Below are 17,096 nucleotides of genomic sequence, written 5' to 3'. Positions count from 1 at the left end.
CCCGCTCGCAGGGCTCTGCCGGAAGCGCCCTTCCCATAGGCGTAGCATGCGCCTATGGGAAGTATCCGGGTCAAACGCATCTACGAAGAAGCCGATCCAGCGGACGGATACCGTGTGCTGGTGGACCGGCTGTGGCCCCGGGGCATCAAGAAGGACGACGCGCAGATCGACCTATGGCTCAAAGACGTCGGTCCCTCCGACGGGCTCCGTAAAGAGTTCGGCCACGATCCGGAGAAATTCGATGATTTTGCCCAGGCCTACCGCAAGGAGCTGCGGCAGTCCGATGCTGTCCAGGTCCTGATCGACGCCGCAGGGAGCCACGACCGGATGACATTGCTCTTCAGCGCGAAGGACGAAGAGCACAACCAAGCCGTGGTGTTATACGAGTACTTAAACGGGAGATTGCGCACCTGACCTGTTTACGCTGGTCCTGTGAGCAAACGTGCAGTGGTGACCGGGGCAAGTTCAGGCATCGGCGAGGCATCGGTGAGGGCGCTGCGTGCCAGTGGCTGGGACGTGATAGCGGTCGCGCGCAGGGCGGAGCGGCTTGAAGACCTGGCGGCCGAAACCGGGGCCGCCGCTTATGCCGCCGATATTACCGATAATGCCTCAGTGGACAGTCTGGTCGCGGATGTGCTGGCAACCGGCGGAATCGATGCGCTGGTCAATATCGCCGGCGGCGCCTTCGGCACCGAATCGATGCTTGAGGGCAAGCTGGCCGACTGGGAGCAGATGTACAACGTCAACGTCCTCGGCACACTGCGCATGATCCAGGGGTTCCTCCCGGCCTTGCGCGAAAACGGCGAAGGTTCTGTGCTGCTGCTGACGTCGACGGCGGGGCTGGCGGCTTACGAAAACGGCGGCGGATACGTGGCAGCCAAGTTTGCAGAGCACTCGATGGCGAACACTCTGCGGCTCGAAGAAGCAGAACACAACGTCCGCGTGATCGAGATTGCCCCCGGGCTGGTCCGCACCGAGGAGTTCTCGCTCAACCGGCTTGGCGGTGACCGGGCCGCGGCGGACAAGGTCTACGACGGCGTGGAAAAGCCGCTCGTCGCCGCTGATGTCGCCGACGTCGTCGCCTATTCGCTGAATCTGCCGCATCACATCAACCTGGACCAGATAGTCATCCGGCCAGTCGCGCAGGCAGCGGCACACAAGGTGATCCGGCGCTGAAGCCGGCGCTAGTCCGCCGATGTTTCGACATTGGAGGGCGCAGCCATCTAAACTGGAAGGCAACAGCTTGGACCCGGCCATCACCGGTGAGCTTCCGGAAGAACAGTTCCGTGCCAACCGGCGCGGCGCCCAGTAGAACCGGACGGGTAAGCCCGTCACAGCAGTGAATGAGGGGCTGCCCCTTCAGGTTCCCGTGAGGAGCCCGGAGAGGTCAGCAAGTGAGGTGGTACCGCGGGTTCCGCTCCCGGCCGCCGGGCGAGTTGAGATAACTGGCACGGCTGCTTGGTTCAGAGCACGTCCTCGCAGGAAGTGTCCACGCTTGCTAGCTGTCTTTCCAGGATGACGAATATGCCCCAGATTTATCCCAAGGCCACCACCGCCGGCACAGCCGCTGCCCAGAGCTCCCCGAAATTCCCGGAGATCGAGGAACTGGTGCTCAAGTACTGGAAAGAAGACGGCACCTTCCAGGCCTCGATCGACCAGCGCGACGCTGGCGAAAACGGCGCCAACGAGTTTGTGTTCTACGACGGCCCGCCCTTTGCCAACGGCCTGCCGCACTACGGCCACCTGCTGACCGGATACGTCAAGGACATTGTCGGCCGGTACCAGACCCAGCGCGGCAAGCGGGTTGAACGCCGGTTCGGCTGGGACACCCATGGCCTGCCCGCCGAACTGGAGGCCATGAAGCAGCTCGGCATGACCGACAAGCAGCAGATCGAAACCATGGGCATCGACAAGTTCAACGATGCTTGCCGCACGTCGGTGATGAAGTATGCCAGCGAATGGCAGGCCTACGTCACCCGTCAGGCCCGCTGGGTGGACTTCGAGAACGACTACAAGACGCTCAATGTCGAATACATGGAGTCCGTCATCTGGGCGTTCAAGCAGCTGCACGAGAAGGGCCTGACCTACAGCGGCTACCGCGTGCTGCCGTACTGCTGGAAGGACGAGACACCGCTGTCCAACCATGAGCTGCGCATGGACGACGACGTCTACAAGAACCGCCAGGACCAGACGGTCACCGTGACTTTCCCGATCGTCGGGGGCGAAAGCGCGCTCGGCCGCGAACTGGCGGGCGTCAACGCCCTGGCCTGGACCACCACGCCCTGGACCCTCCCCACCAACCAGGCCCTCGCCGTCGGGCCTGAAATCAGCTACGCCGTGGTACCCGTTGGCCCCAACGGCAGCACCGCCCAGGGTGATAAGTTCCTCATCGCGCAGGATCTGCTCGGCAGCTACGCCAAGGACCTGGGGTACGACGACGGCGCTGCCGCGGCCGACGCTGTCGCCGCAACCTACACCGGCGCCCAGCTGGATGGCCTGCAGTACGAACCGCTGTGGGATTACTACACGGACGCCGAAAAGTGGGGCACCGGGACATCATGGCGCTTCGTCGTGGCGGACTATGTGACCACCACGGACGGTACCGGTCTGGTGCACCAGGCTCCGGCCTACGGTGAAGATGACCAGAGGGTCTGCGAAGCCCACGGGATCCCCGTCATCGTTTCCGTGGACGAAGGCGCCAAGTTCCTGCCCTACTTCAGCGAAGGGCCGCTCTCGGAGATCGCCGGGCTGCAGGTTTTCGAGGCCAACAAGCCGATCACCCGTGTCCTCAAGGCCCAGGGGCGGCTGGTCCGCCAGGCCAGCTTCGAGCACAGCTACCCGCACTGCTGGCGCTGCCGCAACCCGCTGATCTACCGCGCCATCTCGTCCTGGTACGTCGAGGTCACCAAGATCAAGGACCGGATGGTCGAGCTGAATCAGCAGATCAATTGGATCCCGGACAACGTCAAGGACGGACAGTTCGGCAAGTGGCTGGAAAACGCCCGTGACTGGTCCATCAGCCGCAACCGGTACTGGGGCAGCCCCATTCCGGTCTGGGAGTCGGACAACCCGGACTACCCGCGCCAGGACGTGTACGGCTCACTGGCCGAGATTGAAGCCGACTTCGGCCGGTTGCCGCTGAACGAAGCCGGCGAGCCGGACCTGCACCGGCCGTTCATCGACGAACTCACCCGGCCCAATCCGGACGACCCCACCGGCAAGTCCACCATGCGACGCGTGGAGGATGTGCTGGACGTCTGGTTCGACTCGGGTTCGATGCCGTACGCCCAGGTCCATTACCCGCACGAAAACCAGGACTGGTTCGAGCACCACAACCCGGGTGACTTCATCGTCGAGTACATCGGCCAGACCCGCGGGTGGTTCTACACGCTGCACATTCTGGCTACAGCACTCTTCGACCGGCCGGCGTTCCGCAACGTGATCAGCCACGGCATTGTGCTCGGTTCGGACGGGCAGAAAATGTCCAAGAGCTTGCACAACTACCCGGATGTCTCCGAGGTGCTGGACCGCGACGGCTCCGACGCCATGCGCTGGTTCCTGATGTCCTCGCCGATCCTGCGCGGCGGCAACCTCATCGTCACCGAACAGGGCATCCGCGACGGCGTCCGCCAGGTCATCCTGCCGCTGTGGAACGTGTGGCACTTCTTCAAGCTCTACACCAACACCGCGGACAACGGCGCCGGCTACGAGGCGAAGTCCGTTGCCGGCGACAACGCAAGGATCGAGTCCCTGGACTCCCTGGACCAGTACATCCTGGCCCACACCGGCGACCTGGTCCGCTCCATCACGGAGAGCCTGGACAGCTACGACGTCTCCGGAGCCTGCGACGCGCTGCGCGAGTACCTGGACACGCTCACCAACTGGTACGTGCGCCGCAGCCGCCAGCGGTTCTTCGACGAGGACCAGGACGCGTTCGACGTGCTCTTCACCTGCCTCGAAGCGGTGTGCCGTTCCGCGGCGTCGCTGCTTCCCCTGGTAACCGAGGAAATCTGGCGCGGCCTCACCGGAGGCCGTTCGGTGCACCTCGCCGAATGGCCAGATGCCGCCATGTTCCCCGCCAAGGAGGATCTGGTCACCCGGATGGAGAGCACCCGGATCATCTGCTCCGCGGGCTCCAGCCTGCGCAAGGCCGCGAATCTGCGGGTGCGGCTGCCGCTGTCCGAACTGACCGTCGTCGCCGCCGGTGCCGAAGAACTGGCCGGCGGATACGAGGACATCATCAAGGACGAGCTGAACATCAAGTCTGTCCGCCTGATCGACGCAGGAACCGCTTCCCCGGAGGAGTTCGGCATCGAACAGAAGCTTGTGGTCAATGCCCGGGCAGCCGGTCCGCGGCTGGGCAAGGATGTGCAGACCGCCATCAAGGCGTCCAAATCCGGAGATTGGTCCGTGGACGACGCCGGTACGGTCACCGCCGGCGGACTGGAACTCCAACCGCAGGAATACACGCTGGAAACGGTCGTGACGGACAGCGCCGGTGGAGGTTCTGCCTCTGTCGCGGTCTTGCCCGGCGGCGGCTTCGTGGTGCTCAATACTGAAGTGACCCCTGACCTGGAAGCCGAGGGCGTGGCGCGCGACTTTGTCCGTACCATCCAGCAAGCCCGCAAGGACGCCGATCTGGTGGTCAGCGACCGGATCCGCACCACGGTTAGCGCGGAGCAATCGGTGCTGGACGCCCTGGGGACCCACGAGTCGCTGGTTTCCGAAGAAACACTGACCGTCGAGCTGGTGCTGGTGCCTTCGGACGACGGCCAGAATGTCACTGTCGAGAAGGTCGAGGGAAAATCATGAGCGACGAATTCGGCGTAGAGAGTGTCTACGCAGAACTGCTCAGCCGTGCTCCGGAAAACAAGATGGAGCCACGGATGGAGCCCCTTTACCGGGCAATGGAGATCCTGGGGGAGCCGAACAAGGCGTTCGCCAGCATCCACCTGACCGGCACCAACGGCAAGACGTCCACAGCCCGGATTATCGAAGCGGGACTGCGCGCCCATGGTCTGCGGACCGGCCGTTACACCAGTCCGCATCTGACCAAGGTGACCGAGCGGATCAGCATCGACGGCGAGCCGGTCAGGGACGAGACTTTCGTGCGTATTTGGGATGAAATCCGTCCCTATCTCGAAATCGTCGATACCGAACTGGCTGCTGCGAGTGAGCCGCGGCTGACCTATTTCGAGTGCGTCACCATTCTGGCTATCGCCGTTTTTGCGGACGAACCGGTCGAGGTGGCGGTCATTGAAGTGGGGCTTGGCGGCATCACGGACGCGACCAACGTCATCGACGGCCAGGTTTCAGTCGTCACGCCGATCTCGCTGGACCACACTGACCTGCTGGGGGAGACCACCGAAGAGATCGCGTTGGAGAAAGCCGGGATCATCAAGCCCGGCAGTTTCCTGGTCAGCGCGGCCCAGCCTGCCGATGCGGCACAGGTGTTGCTGGAGAAGGCCCGGGACGTGGGTGTGCCGTTCCGCTTCGAAGGAGTCGAATTCGGGGTCGAGTCCCGGCTCATGGCCGTCGGTGGCCAGCAGCTGACCATCGCCGGTCTGGCCGGACGCTACGAAGACCTGCTGCTGCCGCTGCACGGGGCACACCAGGCGCAGAATGCCGCTGTGGCCGTAGCCGCCCTTGAAGCGTTCCTGGGCGGCGGTGTGAAGGAACTGAACGTCGAACTGCTGCGCGAAGGATTCAGCCAGGTCACCTCGCCGGGACGCCTCGAAGTGGTCCGGACCGCGCCCACCGTCATCGTCGATGCGGCCCACAACCCTGAGGGCATGCGCGCCACGGCCGCCGCGGTGAAAGAGGCCTTCAACCTCTCGCGGCTGGTGCCGATCGTTGGCGTGCTGCAGGAAAAGGACGCCGTGGGTCTGCTGGAGCAGCTGAAGGAACACCTGGGCGAACTGGTGGACGAGATCTGCGTGACGGCGTCCAATTCGCTGCGTGCCATCCCGGCGGAGCAGCTGGCGGAGGATGCGATGGCCGCCGGTTTTGCCGAAGATTCCATCCATGTGGCCCAGAAGCTGGACGACGCGATCGAATGGGCGGTGGAACGGGCCGAATCGCAGAACGATCTCGCGGGCGGAGTCCTGATCACGGGGTCCATTACCCTGGTCGCCGATGCCCGCATACTGCTGGGAAAATAACACATGGCAAAACTGACAAAAGCACAACGTGAATGGCGTCCGGATATGCCGAAGAAGCGGCGTTCCATCAAGGTCATGTTCGCCTCGACGGTGCTCCTGCTGGAGGCCTTCGTCGTATTCTTCGGGACCCTCGTGGCTTTCGGATTGCACAAAGACCGCTTCCCGCAGCCGGTGATTCTCAGTGTCGGTATTGCGCTGGCCCTGGTGCTGGTTCTCTGCTGTGCGCTGGTCCGCAAGCCGGCCGGAATAGCCCTGGGCTGGATCCTGCAGCTGCTGATCATCGCCACGGGAATCGTCGAGCCGATGATGTTTGTCGTCGGTGTGCTGTTCGCGCTGACGTGGTGGTACGGCGTCAGGACGGGGATGCGGCTGGACCGGGAGAATGCCCAGCGCGACGCCGAACAAGCCGAATGGGAACAGGCACACCCGGAGGAAGGGCCAACACCTGGCCCGGAGGCAACAGAAAGCTAGCCCCGGCGGCGTCGCATAGGATTGAACGGGCTTTCGAGCCAAGATTGAAGCTATTTGAGGAGAAGAAACGTGAGCGTTGAACGCACTCTTGTACTGGTCAAGCCGGACGGTGTGACCCGCGGGCTGACCGGAACCGTCCTGGCCCGGGTGGAAGCCAAGGGATACAAGCTCGTCGAGCTGAGACTGGTCAACGCAACCCGTGAACTGCTGGAGCAGCACTACGCCGAGCATGTCGGCAAGCCGTTCTACGAGCCGCTGGTGGAGTTCATGCTCAGCGGGCCGGTTGCGGCAGCAGTCTTCGAAGGGCAGCGCGTGATCGAGGGCTTCCGTTCGTTGGCCGGATCCACGGAACCGACGGCGGCGGCACCGGGGACAATCCGCGGTGATCTCGGCCGTGACTGGGGCCTGAAGGTCCAGCAGAACCTTGTCCACGGTTCGGATTCTGCGGAGTCTGCCGAGCGCGAGATCGGTATCTGGTTCAGCTGAAACTCCCGCAGTCCGGTCTCCGGCTGCAACGGCAAAGGCCGCGCCCATCCTTACGGATGTGCGCGGCCTTTGCCGTACGGAGTGAGCGGCACGTCACTGCCGCTTGGCTCAGCCGCCGAGGAACACGTTCATAAAGCGGATGAAGACACTGGCCGCAGTGGCGACCCAGAGGATGATCGTCAGGGTCCACGCCCATTCACTGGCGAATTTGAGCACCCCCGCCGGCGCCTTGAAAACACCGTGGACCAGGTTGCGAACCGTGACCATGACGAACATCGGGATCATCATGGCCCAGACCACTATGCAGTAAAGGCAGAGGATGAAGATGTCGAACAAGGCCTGGCTCCACAGCCAGACCACGAAAATGAATCCCAGGGTCACGCCGACCTGCAGACCGATCCAGTACCAGCGCCGGAGCCGGGCGCCGGCGAGCATCGCCATCGCCGTCGTAATCGGAACGGCGAAGGCCACGATCCCGATAAACGGATTCGGAAACCCGAAGAGCGCTGCCTGCCAGGTCTTGAAGACTTCACCGCAGGACACCCACGGATTGACGTCGCAGCTGGTGATGTGGCTCGGGTCCACGTAGACGGCCAGCCGCTCCAGGACAAGGATGGCCGAGGCGATCCAACCGACGACGCCGGTGGCGAGCAGGAGCCAGGCGAAGGGTTTGTGCCGCGAATGTACCGCCACGGCGTTGTCCGGACGATGTCCGGCCGGGACGGTTTCTGCGCCGGATTCGGCGTGGGCCGCATGGTGGTTCACCGGGCTCCTCTTCCATCAGGGAATGTCTGGGACGATTCTAACCGCTGCAGAAGCGCCAAATGATAACGAAAACCGGGCCCATATGAGAGAATGGCTCTTGGCTGGTAATGGAACCACATGCCACTACCGGTCCAGCGACAGGCTTCCAGGTTTGTCGGCGATGCTTCCGGTGTCGGAGCCCATCATCCGGATGGGCCCTGCGGAATCCGCCAGATGACCCTACCGATGAAGAGAATATATGCGGTAGTTAGGAAAAGCGCCGCTGGTCCCTGAGTGTACTGCGCCCCACAGATGGCGCGAGCTCGGGAGATACGACAAGGACTTCCGGTGACGGGTGGCCACGTGGCCCGAAGGATAACCGGCTACTTTCCTTGGCGGTGCCGGGATGTGGCCGGTGCCTCCAGGGGCTGGAGTGCAGTAATAAATGGATAATGAACAGGTAAACCCGGCAACATCCGATCAGTCGGATACTCCCGGAGCGGCGGGCGCAGACAGCGCCGCCGCAATCGCAGCACCAAAAGCAACTGAACCTACGGCCAAGGCGCCGGTCAAGCGGGCCACGCGCGCCCGGCGCAAACCCCCGGCGGAAACAACCGAGGCCGCGCCGACAGTCGGGACGGAGAGCACCGCCGCCACCGCGGCTACGGATGCCACAGCGGAGCCGTCGGAGGCAACCGCAGGACAGGCCGCCGGGGAAGACGCAGCGGCACCGGTGAAGACCCGTGTGCGACGGACCCGCAAGACGGCAGCGGCACCGGTCGACGAGGGTTCAGCAGCGGGCGTCGCAGTGCCGCCTATGCCGACCGAGCCCCCCGCAATGGCCGTTGCCGATACGGTTCCGGCAGTAGAACCGGCCGACTCAGCCGAGGCCAAGACGCCGCGCAAGCGCAGGAAGGCACAGCCCCGCACCGAAACACCGGAGGTTGCCGCGGACAGCGCAGCAGGCACACCCCCGCAGGAAGCCGTCGTTGAAGCGGCATCGGATGCCGCTGGTACGGAGGCCGACGTCGCTGCGGGCACCACCGCCGCTGGCACCGACACCGGTGTGGAGCCCGTCGAAACCGCCGAGCCCGCCACGCGTACCCGCACTCGTGCCCGCCGGACGGCCGCTTCGAAGGCAACGCAGGAGAGCCCCGCCGCAACCGAACCGGATGCGTCCCCCGCGGATTCGCCCGCCACAGCGCCGTCTGCCGCAGGGCCGGTATCCGGCCAGGGGCCCGAGACTGCTCCGGCGGTAGAGGAACAGGCGGAAGAGGTCAACGAGCCAGCAGTGCTGAGCCCCTTCGCCGTCCCCGAATCACCCGTACAGGTGCTCTTCCACGCACCGGACCTGACCGCTGTCCGCCCTGCCCGTCCGGCCGCTGCCGAGGAAGAGGCTGACGAAGATGAAGAAGGCGGCCGCCGACGCAGCCGCCGGAACCGCCGGAGCAAGGGCCGGAACCGTGCAGACGCAGTGGAAACCGGCACCGAGACCGAGCCAGAGACCCAGGGTGAAGGTGCCGAAGAAGCCCCGACGGAGTCCGGCGACGGCGTAACTGCCCGCCGCCGTCGTCGTCGGCGCCGCGGCGACCAGGACCTCGAACTTACCGGCGGGCAGGACGACGATCCGCCCAACACCGTGACCCGCGTACGCGCTCCGCGTCCGGTCAGCGAGACCCCGCCGAGCGACCGTGTCTCCTCGGTGAAGGGCTCGACCCGCCTCGAGGCCAAGAAACAGCGCCGGCGTGAATCGCGCGAAACCGGCCGGCGGCGCCAGGTGATTACCGAGGCAGAGTTCCTGGCCCGTCGTGAATCCGTGGACCGCCAGATGATTGTCCGCCAGCGCGATGACAGGATCCAGATCGGCGTCCTCGAAGACGGCGTGCTGGCCGAGCATTTCGTGTCCAAGACGCAGCAGGACTCCCTGATCGGCAACGTCTATGTCGGCAAGGTCCAGAACGTGCTGCCCAGCATGGAAGCCGCATTCGTCGACATCGGGCGCGGCCGCAATGCCGTGCTGTACGCCGGTGAGGTTAACTGGGAAGCCGCGCATCTGGAGGGCCAGCCCCGCCGAATCGAGAACGCGCTGAAGTCCGGCGACTCGGTGCTCGTGCAGGTCACCAAGGACCCGGTAGGTCACAAGGGCGCACGCCTGACCAGCCAGATCTCGCTGCCCGGACGCTTCCTCGTCTACGTGCCCGGCGGTTCCATGACCGGCATCTCCCGGAAGCTGCCTGACGTGGAGCGCAACCGGCTCAAGAAGATCCTGAAGGAACATGTTCCCGAGGGCGCCGGCGTCATTGTCCGCACCGCGGCCGAAGGCGCCAGCGAAGAAGAGCTGATGAACGACATCAACCGGCTTCGCGCGCAGTGGGAAGGGATCGAACGTAAGTCGACCTCCAACAAGACGCTGCCGCCGGAACTGCTCTACGCCGAGCCTGACCTGACCATCAAGGTGGTCCGCGACGTCTTCAACGAGGACTTCTCGAAGCTCATCGTGTCCGGTGAAGAGGCTTGGGACACTATCGAGGCCTACGTGACGTACGTGGCACCGGACCTCGTGGACCGGCTGGAGAAGTGGACCGGCGCCGATGACATCTTCACGGCCAACAGGATCGATGAGCAGATCCACAAGGCCCTCGAACGCAAGGTCTTCCTGCCATCGGGCGGGTCGCTGGTCATTGACCGCACCGAAGCGATGACCGTGGTCGACGTCAACACCGGCAAATTCACCGGCTCCGGCGGCAACCTCGAAGAGACCGTCACCAAGAACAACCTGGAAGCGGCCGAGGAGGTAGTCCGGCAGCTGCGGCTGCGCGACATCGGGGGCATCATCGTCATCGACTTCATCGACATGGTGCTCGAGGCCAACCGCGATCTGGTGCTGCGCCGCCTGGTCGAATGCCTGGGCCGGGACCGGACCAAGCACCAGGTAGCCGAAGTCACGTCCCTGGGCCTGGTCCAGATGACGCGCAAGCGGATGGGTACCGGGCTGCTGGAGGTCTTCGGCGAGAACTGCGAACATTGCGGCGGCCGCGGCGTAGTCACCCATGATGAACCGCTGGAGCATCGTCGTGCCGCGGTGGCTGCCGAGCACCATCAGCACCATGTGCGCGCCGAAAAGCCGGGGCGGCCGGAGAAGCCGTCCCGCAGCGAAAAGCGCCGGAGCAAGAGCCAGAACAACCAGGGGGGCGCGCCCTCCGCTCCTGACGCGGTTGTGGAACCGGAGCATGAGGACGACGCCGAGCGGCAAGCCAAGGCCCAGGCGGCGCGTGCCGCACTGGCGTCCATTGCCGCGGCAACCCACGCCGCCCATGAGGCGGAGGAACACGAGGCGGCCCGCAAGGCAGAACCGGCTGCCACCTCCGAGGCTCCGGTCCTGACCATTAACGGCGAAAAGGTTGTGCTGCCCCGCGCTGAACATAGCCCGGTGGCTGCCCGCGAAGAGCCGGTCCTGACTCTTGCAAGCCTGACGGATGCCTTCAACAAGGTCAGCCCGGGGATCGTCACGGAACCGGAGCCGGAAGCGGAACCGCAACCGCAACCGGAACCGGAGGCAAAACCTGAAGTGACGGCGGTACCGGAACGCCGCGGCCGCCGTCGTCGTGCCGCAAGCAGCCCCCAGGGAGCAGCGAATCAAGCGCCCATTGAGCAGCGGGACGGCATGGAGCAGTCCGCGAAGGCTGCCCCGGCAGTTCAGCCGGTCTCCGGCGCGGGCGGCGCCGATGCGTCGGCGGGCCGTGATGAAGCGGCGGCTAAGCCTGGTGCCGAGAAGAAGACTCCGGTGCCGCCGGTCATTCTCGGAGTGGGAGTTCCTGCGTCGGAACTCTGATCCAGCACTAAGTAATTGCTGCTGGAAACAGGGGCGGTCCTTTCATGTCGAAAGGACCGCCCCTGATGCATTAGGCTGGCAGCAGTGACACGGGGTGCCGGCGACTGGCCGGCTGAGATTTGAGACCCGTTGAACCTGAACCAGTTAGGACTGGCGGAGGGATGTCGCTGCAGTCTTCGGGCCGCTGGCTGGCCAGCGTGGAGTTCTGCCGTGCGTGTTCCGCCCTGAGCAGCAACGGAGCAGCCATGACCATTCGAACCACCCCCAGAGTGCTGAGCATTGCAGGGACCGATCCGTCCGGCGGCGCCGGGATCCAGGCGGACTTGAAGAGCATCGCGGCGAACGGCGGCTACGGTATGGCCGCGGTGACCGCGCTCGTGGCCCAGAACACGCAGGGCGTCCGCTCCGTCCATACACCGCCGCCATCGTTCCTCGCCGAGCAGCTAACTGCGGTCAGCGACGATGTCTGCATCGATGCGGTGAAGATCGGCATGCTTGGCGACAGCGAGGTGATTGGAACGGTAGGCCGCTGGCTCGCCGAGGTGGGCCCCGCCGTCGTTGTTCTGGACCCGGTGATGGTGGCCACCAGCGGCGACCGGCTGCTGGCAGCGGAAGCAGAGGAAGCGCTGCGCCGGCTGCTCAACCAGGCACACCTCGTGACGCCGAACCTGCCCGAGCTGGCGGTGCTGCTCGGTGCCGAGCCCGCCGCCGACTGGCAGGAGGCGCTGGCGCAGGGGAGGGAGCTCTCCCGCAGGCATGACGTCATGGTTCTGGTCAAGGGCGGACACCTGCCTGCGGAGGACTGTCCCGATGCGCTGGTGGATGTGAACGGCCGGCTGGCCGGCGAGGTCGTTGAATTCCGCTCCGGGCGGGTGCCGACGAAAAACACCCACGGGACCGGCTGCTCGCTCTCGGCGGCGATGGCGACCGTGCAGGCCAGGACGGGGGACTGGACGGAGTCGCTCAAAGAGGTCAAGGAGTGGCTGTTCGGCGCGCTGGTGCGCGCTGACGAGCTGGAGGTCGGGAAGGGCAGCGGGCCCATCCACCATTTCCATCAGCACACGCCGCGTCCGGCGGGCCGGTTCAGCACGGAAGTCTGGGAACGCACTGCCGACATCCGGGCGGAGATCATGGAACTGGATTTTGTGCGGTCGCTCGCGGCGGGGACCCTGGGCGAATCGCAGTTCGACTACTACCTGGCCCAGGACGCGCGCTACCTTAATGGCTACTCGCGGGCACTGGCGCGTGCCAGCGCCCTGGCGCCCACCGAGCAGGAAAAGCTGTTCTGGGCCAAGGGCGCGCATAACTGCATCGAAGTCGAGGCACAGCTGCACCGGGAATGGCTCGCCGGCCGCGACGTCCGGCCGGAACAGGGGCCGGTCACCAAGGCGTACGTGGACCACTTGCTGGCCGTCAGCGCCGCGGGGAGCTACGCGGAGCTGGTAGCCGCCGTGGTCCCCTGCTACTGGCTGTACGCCCATGTAGGCGGTGAACTGTATGGCCGGTACAAGTCCGTCGGCGCCGCGGGCCATCCTTACGGTGCCTGGATCGAGACCTATGCGGACGAGGAATTTGCGGATGCCACCCGGCAGGCCGTGGCAATCATGGACGCGGCTGCCCAGCAGCTGCCGGAGCAGGAACGCGAACGGATGATGGCCGCCTTCGAGCATTCGGCGCGCTATGAGCTCCACTTTTTCGATGCGCCGAGGCTCTATGCATAAGTGACGGCCGGTGTGGCAGAGGCAACAGTGCAGTTCCGCGGCGCGCCGCCGGGGTCGCCATTTGCAGGACGTAGCGCAAATAGCGTAATCTTGATCTTCGGTGCGAACGCCTTCGAAGGGTAAATCCCGTAGGCGTCACTGCACAGTGCTGGCAGGCATCCTTTTACCGCCTGTATTCAAAGCGCATAACTGTATTAAACGTCGAGAGAAGTGAGTTCCCAAGTGGTGTACGCGATTGTCCGCGCAGGCGGCCGCCAAGAAAAGGTTTCCGTTGGAGACCTCGTAACCCTTGACCGCGTCCCCGGTGGAGCCGGTAGCACCTTCGAGCTGCCCGCGCTGCTCCTGGTCGATGGCGACAAGGTCACCTCCGCAGCTGATGAGCTGGCCAAGGTCAAGGTCACTGCAGAGATCATTGAGAATCTTCGCGGGCCGAAGATTGTCATCCAGAAGTTCAAGAACAAGACCGGCTACAAGAAGCGCCAGGGCTACCGTTCCGAACTGACCAAGGTCAAGGTCACCTCCATCGCGTAATTGCGGTCGGCAGGCTTCCAACAGTTTCCATAGACACAAAAGGTAGGCATAGCAAATGGCACATAAGAAAGGTGCGAGCTCCACTCGCAACGGTCGCGATTCCAACGCTCAGCGTTTGGGCGTAAAGCGCTTCGGCGGCCAGGTTGTTTCCGCTGGTGAAATCATCGTCCGCCAGCGCGGCACCCACTTCCACCCGGGCGCCAACGTCGGCCGTGGCGGCGACGACACCCTGTTCGCCCTCGAGGCCGGCGCGGTTGAGTTTGGTACTCGCCGCGGACGCCGCGTTGTGAACATCGTTGCTGCAGCAGCTGCCGAGTAATTTTCGGCAGTAATTCAGCTTTCCAGTGAGGCGGGCCGCGGGTCCGCCTCACTGGTGTTTAACCAGACTAGAATCACTGATGGGCACATCCGGTGTGAACCGGGATCACCTGAAGTAAAAGGAGATAAACGTGGCAACTTTCGTTGACCGGGTTGTATTGCATGTATCCGGTGGAACCGGGGGCCACGGCTGTGTTTCCGTCAAGCGTGAAAAGTTCAAGCCGTTGGGCGGCCCGGACGGCGGCAACGGTGGCAACGGCGGAGACGTCATCCTGCGGGTCGACTCGCAGACCACCACCCTGCTGTCCTACCACCACGCACCGCACCGGCACGCCAGCAACGGTGACTTCGGCAAGGGCGATATGCGCCACGGCAGCAACGGCGAAACGCTGATCCTGCCTGTCCCGGACGGCACCGTGGTCAAGACCAAGGACGGCGAAGTGCTGGCCGACCTCATCGGCGAAGGCGCCGAGTACGTGGCGGCGGCCGGTGGCCAGGGCGGGCTGGGCAATGCCTCGCTGTCCTCGCAGAAGCGCAAGGCCCCCGGCTTTGCCCTGCTGGGTGTACCGGGCGACGAGCGCGACATCGTGCTGGAGCTGAAGACCGTGGCGGATATCGCGCTGGTGGGCTTCCCCTCGGCCGGTAAGTCGAGCCTGATTGCGGCCCTGAGCGCCGCGCGGCCGAAGATCGCCGACTATCCGTTCACCACATTGGTGCCGAACCTGGGCGTAGTCCAGGCCGGCGACGTGCGTTTCACCGTCGCCGATGTGCCCGGACTGATCCCCGGTGCCAGCGAAGGCAAGGGCCTAGGCCACGAATTCCTGCGTCACGTGGAGCGGTGCGCTGCCCTGGTACATGTTCTCGACTGCGCCAGCTTGGAAGCCGACCGCGACCCGATCTCTGATCTGGAGACCATCGAGGCGGAACTGGCGGCCTACGCCGTCGACCTCAGCTACGCCGGTGCCGACGGCGCCGTCGTGCCCTTGAACGAGCGGCCCCGGCTGGTGGCGCTGAACAAGGTGGATGTGCCCGACGGCAAGGATATGGCGGAGTTCGTCCGGCCCGAACTGGAGAAGCGCGGCTACAAAGTCTTCGAAATCTCCGCGGTCAGCCACGAGGGACTGCGCCAACTGAGCTTTGCCATGGCGGACATCGTCGCAGCGGCACGTCAGGAGGCGGCAGCCAAGCCGGCACCGGTCAAGGTTGTCCTGCGGCCGAGGGCCGTCAACGAGGCCGGGTTCATCATCCGCAAGGAAGAAAAGAACCTCGAGCCGCTGTACCGCGTGCTCGGCGAAAAGCCAGAGCGCTGGGTCAAGCAGACCGACTTCAATAATGACGAGGCCGTGGGATACCTCTCGGACCGCCTTGCCAAACTGGGTGTCGAGGACAAACTCTTCAAGGCCGGAGCCGTGCCGGGATCCACTGTGGTCATCGGCGAAGACGACGCCGTTGTCTTCGACTGGGAGCCAACCATGATGGGCGGCGCCGAGCTGCTGGCCGGGGCACCACGCGGGACCGATATCCGGCTCGACGACTTCAGCAGCCGTCCCACGCGCAGCCAGAAGCGCCAGGACCAGCAGGAGCGCAAGGACGCCCGGGCTGCTGCACGCGCGGAGCTGGAAGCCGAGCGAAAGGCCGGCATCTGGACCGAATCCGTCAATTACAAGCACCACGCCGGAAGCGGGGCATCGGAAGAAGACGATGAAAGCTAGCGCTCAACCGGCGGACCGTACACTGCTGCGGACCGCCGGCAGGGTAGTAGTTAAGGTCGGCTCATCGTCGCTGACCTCCGTGGCCGGGGGGATCTCCGAGGATGCCTTACTGTCCCTGGTGGACGTGCTCGCCGCGCGCCGCAACACCGGCACGGAGCTGATCCTGGTTTCCTCAGGTGCCATCGCAGCCGGACTGGCTCCGCTGGGTCTGGGGCGCCGTCCCCGTGACCTGGCCACCCAGCAGGCGGCTGCCAGCGTGGGCCAAGGGCTGTTGATGGCCCGCTATACCCAGGCCTTCGGCGCCCACGGCGTGGCAGTCAGCCAAGTGCTGCTGACCGCCGAAGACCTGATGCGCCGCCAGCACTATGCGAATGCCTACCGGGCGTTGAACCGGTTGCTGCACCTCGGCGTCGTTCCTGTGGTTAACGAGAACGACACCGTGGCCACGCATGAGATCCGGTTCGGCGACAATGACCGCTTGGCGGCGCTGGTGGCCCATCTGGTCAAGGCCGATGCGCTGGTCCTGCTTTCCGACGTCGATGCACTCTACGACGGGCCGCCGAAGGCCGGGGCCAAACGCATCGCGCACGTTGCCGGGCCCGCCGATCTGGACGGGGTCAGCATCGGCCGTACGGGCAAGGCCGGCGTCGGTACCGGGGGAATGGTGACCAAGGTCGAGGCCGCCGCCATGGCTGCCGAATCCGGCATTCCCGCTCTTGTCACGGCCACAGCCAATGCCGCCGCCGCACTGTCGGGCGAGGACGTTGGAACGTGGTTCAGCACCAACGGCACGCGCCGCCCCGTGCGGCTGCTCTGGCTGGCGCACCTGGCCACCATCCAGGGCCGCCTGACAATCGACGACGGCGCCGTGCAGGCCGTGCGCGAACGCCACCGCTCGCTGTTGCCAGCGGGGATAACCTCGGTCAAAGGGACCTTCGAGCCGGGAGACCCGGTGGAAATAGCCGATTCCGCTGGCCGCATCGTGGCCCGCGGACTCGTCAACTTCTCTTCCTACGAGCTGCCCCGGATGCTTGGACGCTCCACCAAAGAGCTGAGCGCCAGCCTGGGGCGCCAGTACGAGCGTGAGGTCATCCACGTGGACGACCTGGTGATGCTGTAG

13 protein-coding genes and 1 riboswitch are annotated in these 17,096 nt (G+C 64.8%); of the genes, 12 read left to right on the top strand and 1 reads right to left on the bottom strand.

Annotation, left to right across the window (positions count from 1 at the left end):
• Positions 1–54 precede the first annotated feature (54 nt).
• The 6 genes from J5251_RS15875 (at position 55) to ndk (ending at position 7,118) form a co-directional block, all read left to right on the top strand.
• Positions 55–414, top strand: a complete 360-nt coding sequence (locus J5251_RS15875) for a DUF488 domain-containing protein (RefSeq protein WP_208574574.1) — start codon at positions 55–57, stop codon at positions 412–414.
• A gap of 18 nt (positions 415–432) precedes the next feature.
• Positions 433–1,176: an SDR family oxidoreductase gene (locus tag J5251_RS15870; RefSeq protein ID WP_244250696.1), complete on the top strand. Its 744-nt coding sequence runs from the start codon at positions 433–435 to the stop codon at positions 1,174–1,176.
• Between the two features lie 348 nt (positions 1,177–1,524).
• Positions 1,525–4,812, top strand: a complete 3,288-nt coding sequence (ileS, locus tag J5251_RS15865) for an isoleucine--tRNA ligase (RefSeq protein WP_432264404.1) — start codon at positions 1,525–1,527, stop codon at positions 4,810–4,812.
• A complete protein-coding gene (locus tag J5251_RS15860; protein ID WP_208574572.1) occupies positions 4,809–6,161 on the top strand; it encodes a bifunctional folylpolyglutamate synthase/dihydrofolate synthase in 1,353 nt (450 codons plus the stop codon). Before ileS ends, J5251_RS15860 begins: the two co-directional genes overlap by 4 nt.
• A 3-nt stretch (positions 6,162–6,164) precedes the next feature.
• A complete protein-coding gene (locus tag J5251_RS15855; protein WP_139005441.1) occupies positions 6,165–6,632 on the top strand; it encodes a DUF4233 domain-containing protein in 468 nt (155 codons plus the stop codon).
• Positions 6,633–6,701: 69 nt separating this feature from the next.
• Positions 6,702–7,118 (top strand): nucleoside-diphosphate kinase, encoded by a 417-nt coding sequence (gene ndk, locus J5251_RS15850; RefSeq protein ID WP_208574571.1) that lies wholly within the window; start codon positions 6,702–6,704, stop codon positions 7,116–7,118.
• 108 nt (positions 7,119–7,226) lie between these two features.
• Here the strand turns inward: ndk and J5251_RS15845 are convergent, their stop codons facing one another.
• Positions 7,227–7,811: a vitamin K epoxide reductase family protein gene (locus tag J5251_RS15845; protein ID WP_208576196.1), complete on the bottom strand. Its 585-nt coding sequence runs from the start codon at positions 7,809–7,811 to the stop codon at positions 7,227–7,229.
• A 496-nt stretch (positions 7,812–8,307) separates the two neighbouring features.
• Here J5251_RS15845 and J5251_RS15840 point away from each other — a divergent pair, with 496 nt between their 5' ends.
• The 6 genes from J5251_RS15840 (at position 8,308) to proB (ending at position 17,096) form a co-directional block, all read left to right on the top strand.
• Entirely contained in the window at positions 8,308–11,694 is a 3,387-nt protein-coding gene (locus tag J5251_RS15840) for an Rne/Rng family ribonuclease (protein ID WP_208574570.1), read from the top strand.
• 80 nt (positions 11,695–11,774) lie between these two features.
• Positions 11,775–11,873: riboswitch (TPP riboswitch) on the top strand.
• Between the two features lie 66 nt (positions 11,874–11,939).
• Positions 11,940–13,415 carry a bifunctional hydroxymethylpyrimidine kinase/phosphomethylpyrimidine kinase gene (gene thiD, locus J5251_RS15835; RefSeq protein ID WP_208574569.1) on the top strand — a complete coding sequence of 492 codons (1,476 nt, stop codon included), beginning with the start codon at positions 11,940–11,942 and terminating at the stop codon, positions 13,413–13,415.
• 222 nt (positions 13,416–13,637) lie between these two features.
• Positions 13,638–13,946: a 50S ribosomal protein L21 gene (rplU, locus tag J5251_RS15830; protein ID WP_074702154.1), complete on the top strand. Its 309-nt coding sequence runs from the start codon at positions 13,638–13,640 to the stop codon at positions 13,944–13,946.
• A gap of 55 nt (positions 13,947–14,001) precedes the next feature.
• Complete coding sequence (gene rpmA / locus J5251_RS15825; RefSeq protein ID WP_074702156.1) at positions 14,002–14,265, top strand: 50S ribosomal protein L27; 264 nt, start codon at positions 14,002–14,004, stop codon at positions 14,263–14,265.
• 130 nt (positions 14,266–14,395) lie between these two features.
• Complete coding sequence (obgE, locus tag J5251_RS15820) at positions 14,396–15,976, top strand: GTPase ObgE (RefSeq protein WP_139005445.1); 1,581 nt, start codon at positions 14,396–14,398, stop codon at positions 15,974–15,976.
• On the top strand, positions 15,966–17,096 hold the full coding sequence (gene proB, locus J5251_RS15815; RefSeq protein WP_208574568.1) for a glutamate 5-kinase: 1,131 nt from the start codon (positions 15,966–15,968) through the stop codon (positions 17,094–17,096). The genes obgE and proB overlap by 11 nt, the downstream gene beginning before the upstream one ends.

Origin of the sequence: Arthrobacter crystallopoietes, from assembly GCF_017603825.1 — a bacterium.
Classification (GTDB): domain Bacteria; phylum Actinomycetota; class Actinomycetes; order Actinomycetales; family Micrococcaceae; genus Crystallibacter; species Crystallibacter crystallopoietes_B.
Note: the sequence above shows the minus strand (reverse complement) of the source record. Positions and strands in the feature narration are given on the sequence as shown.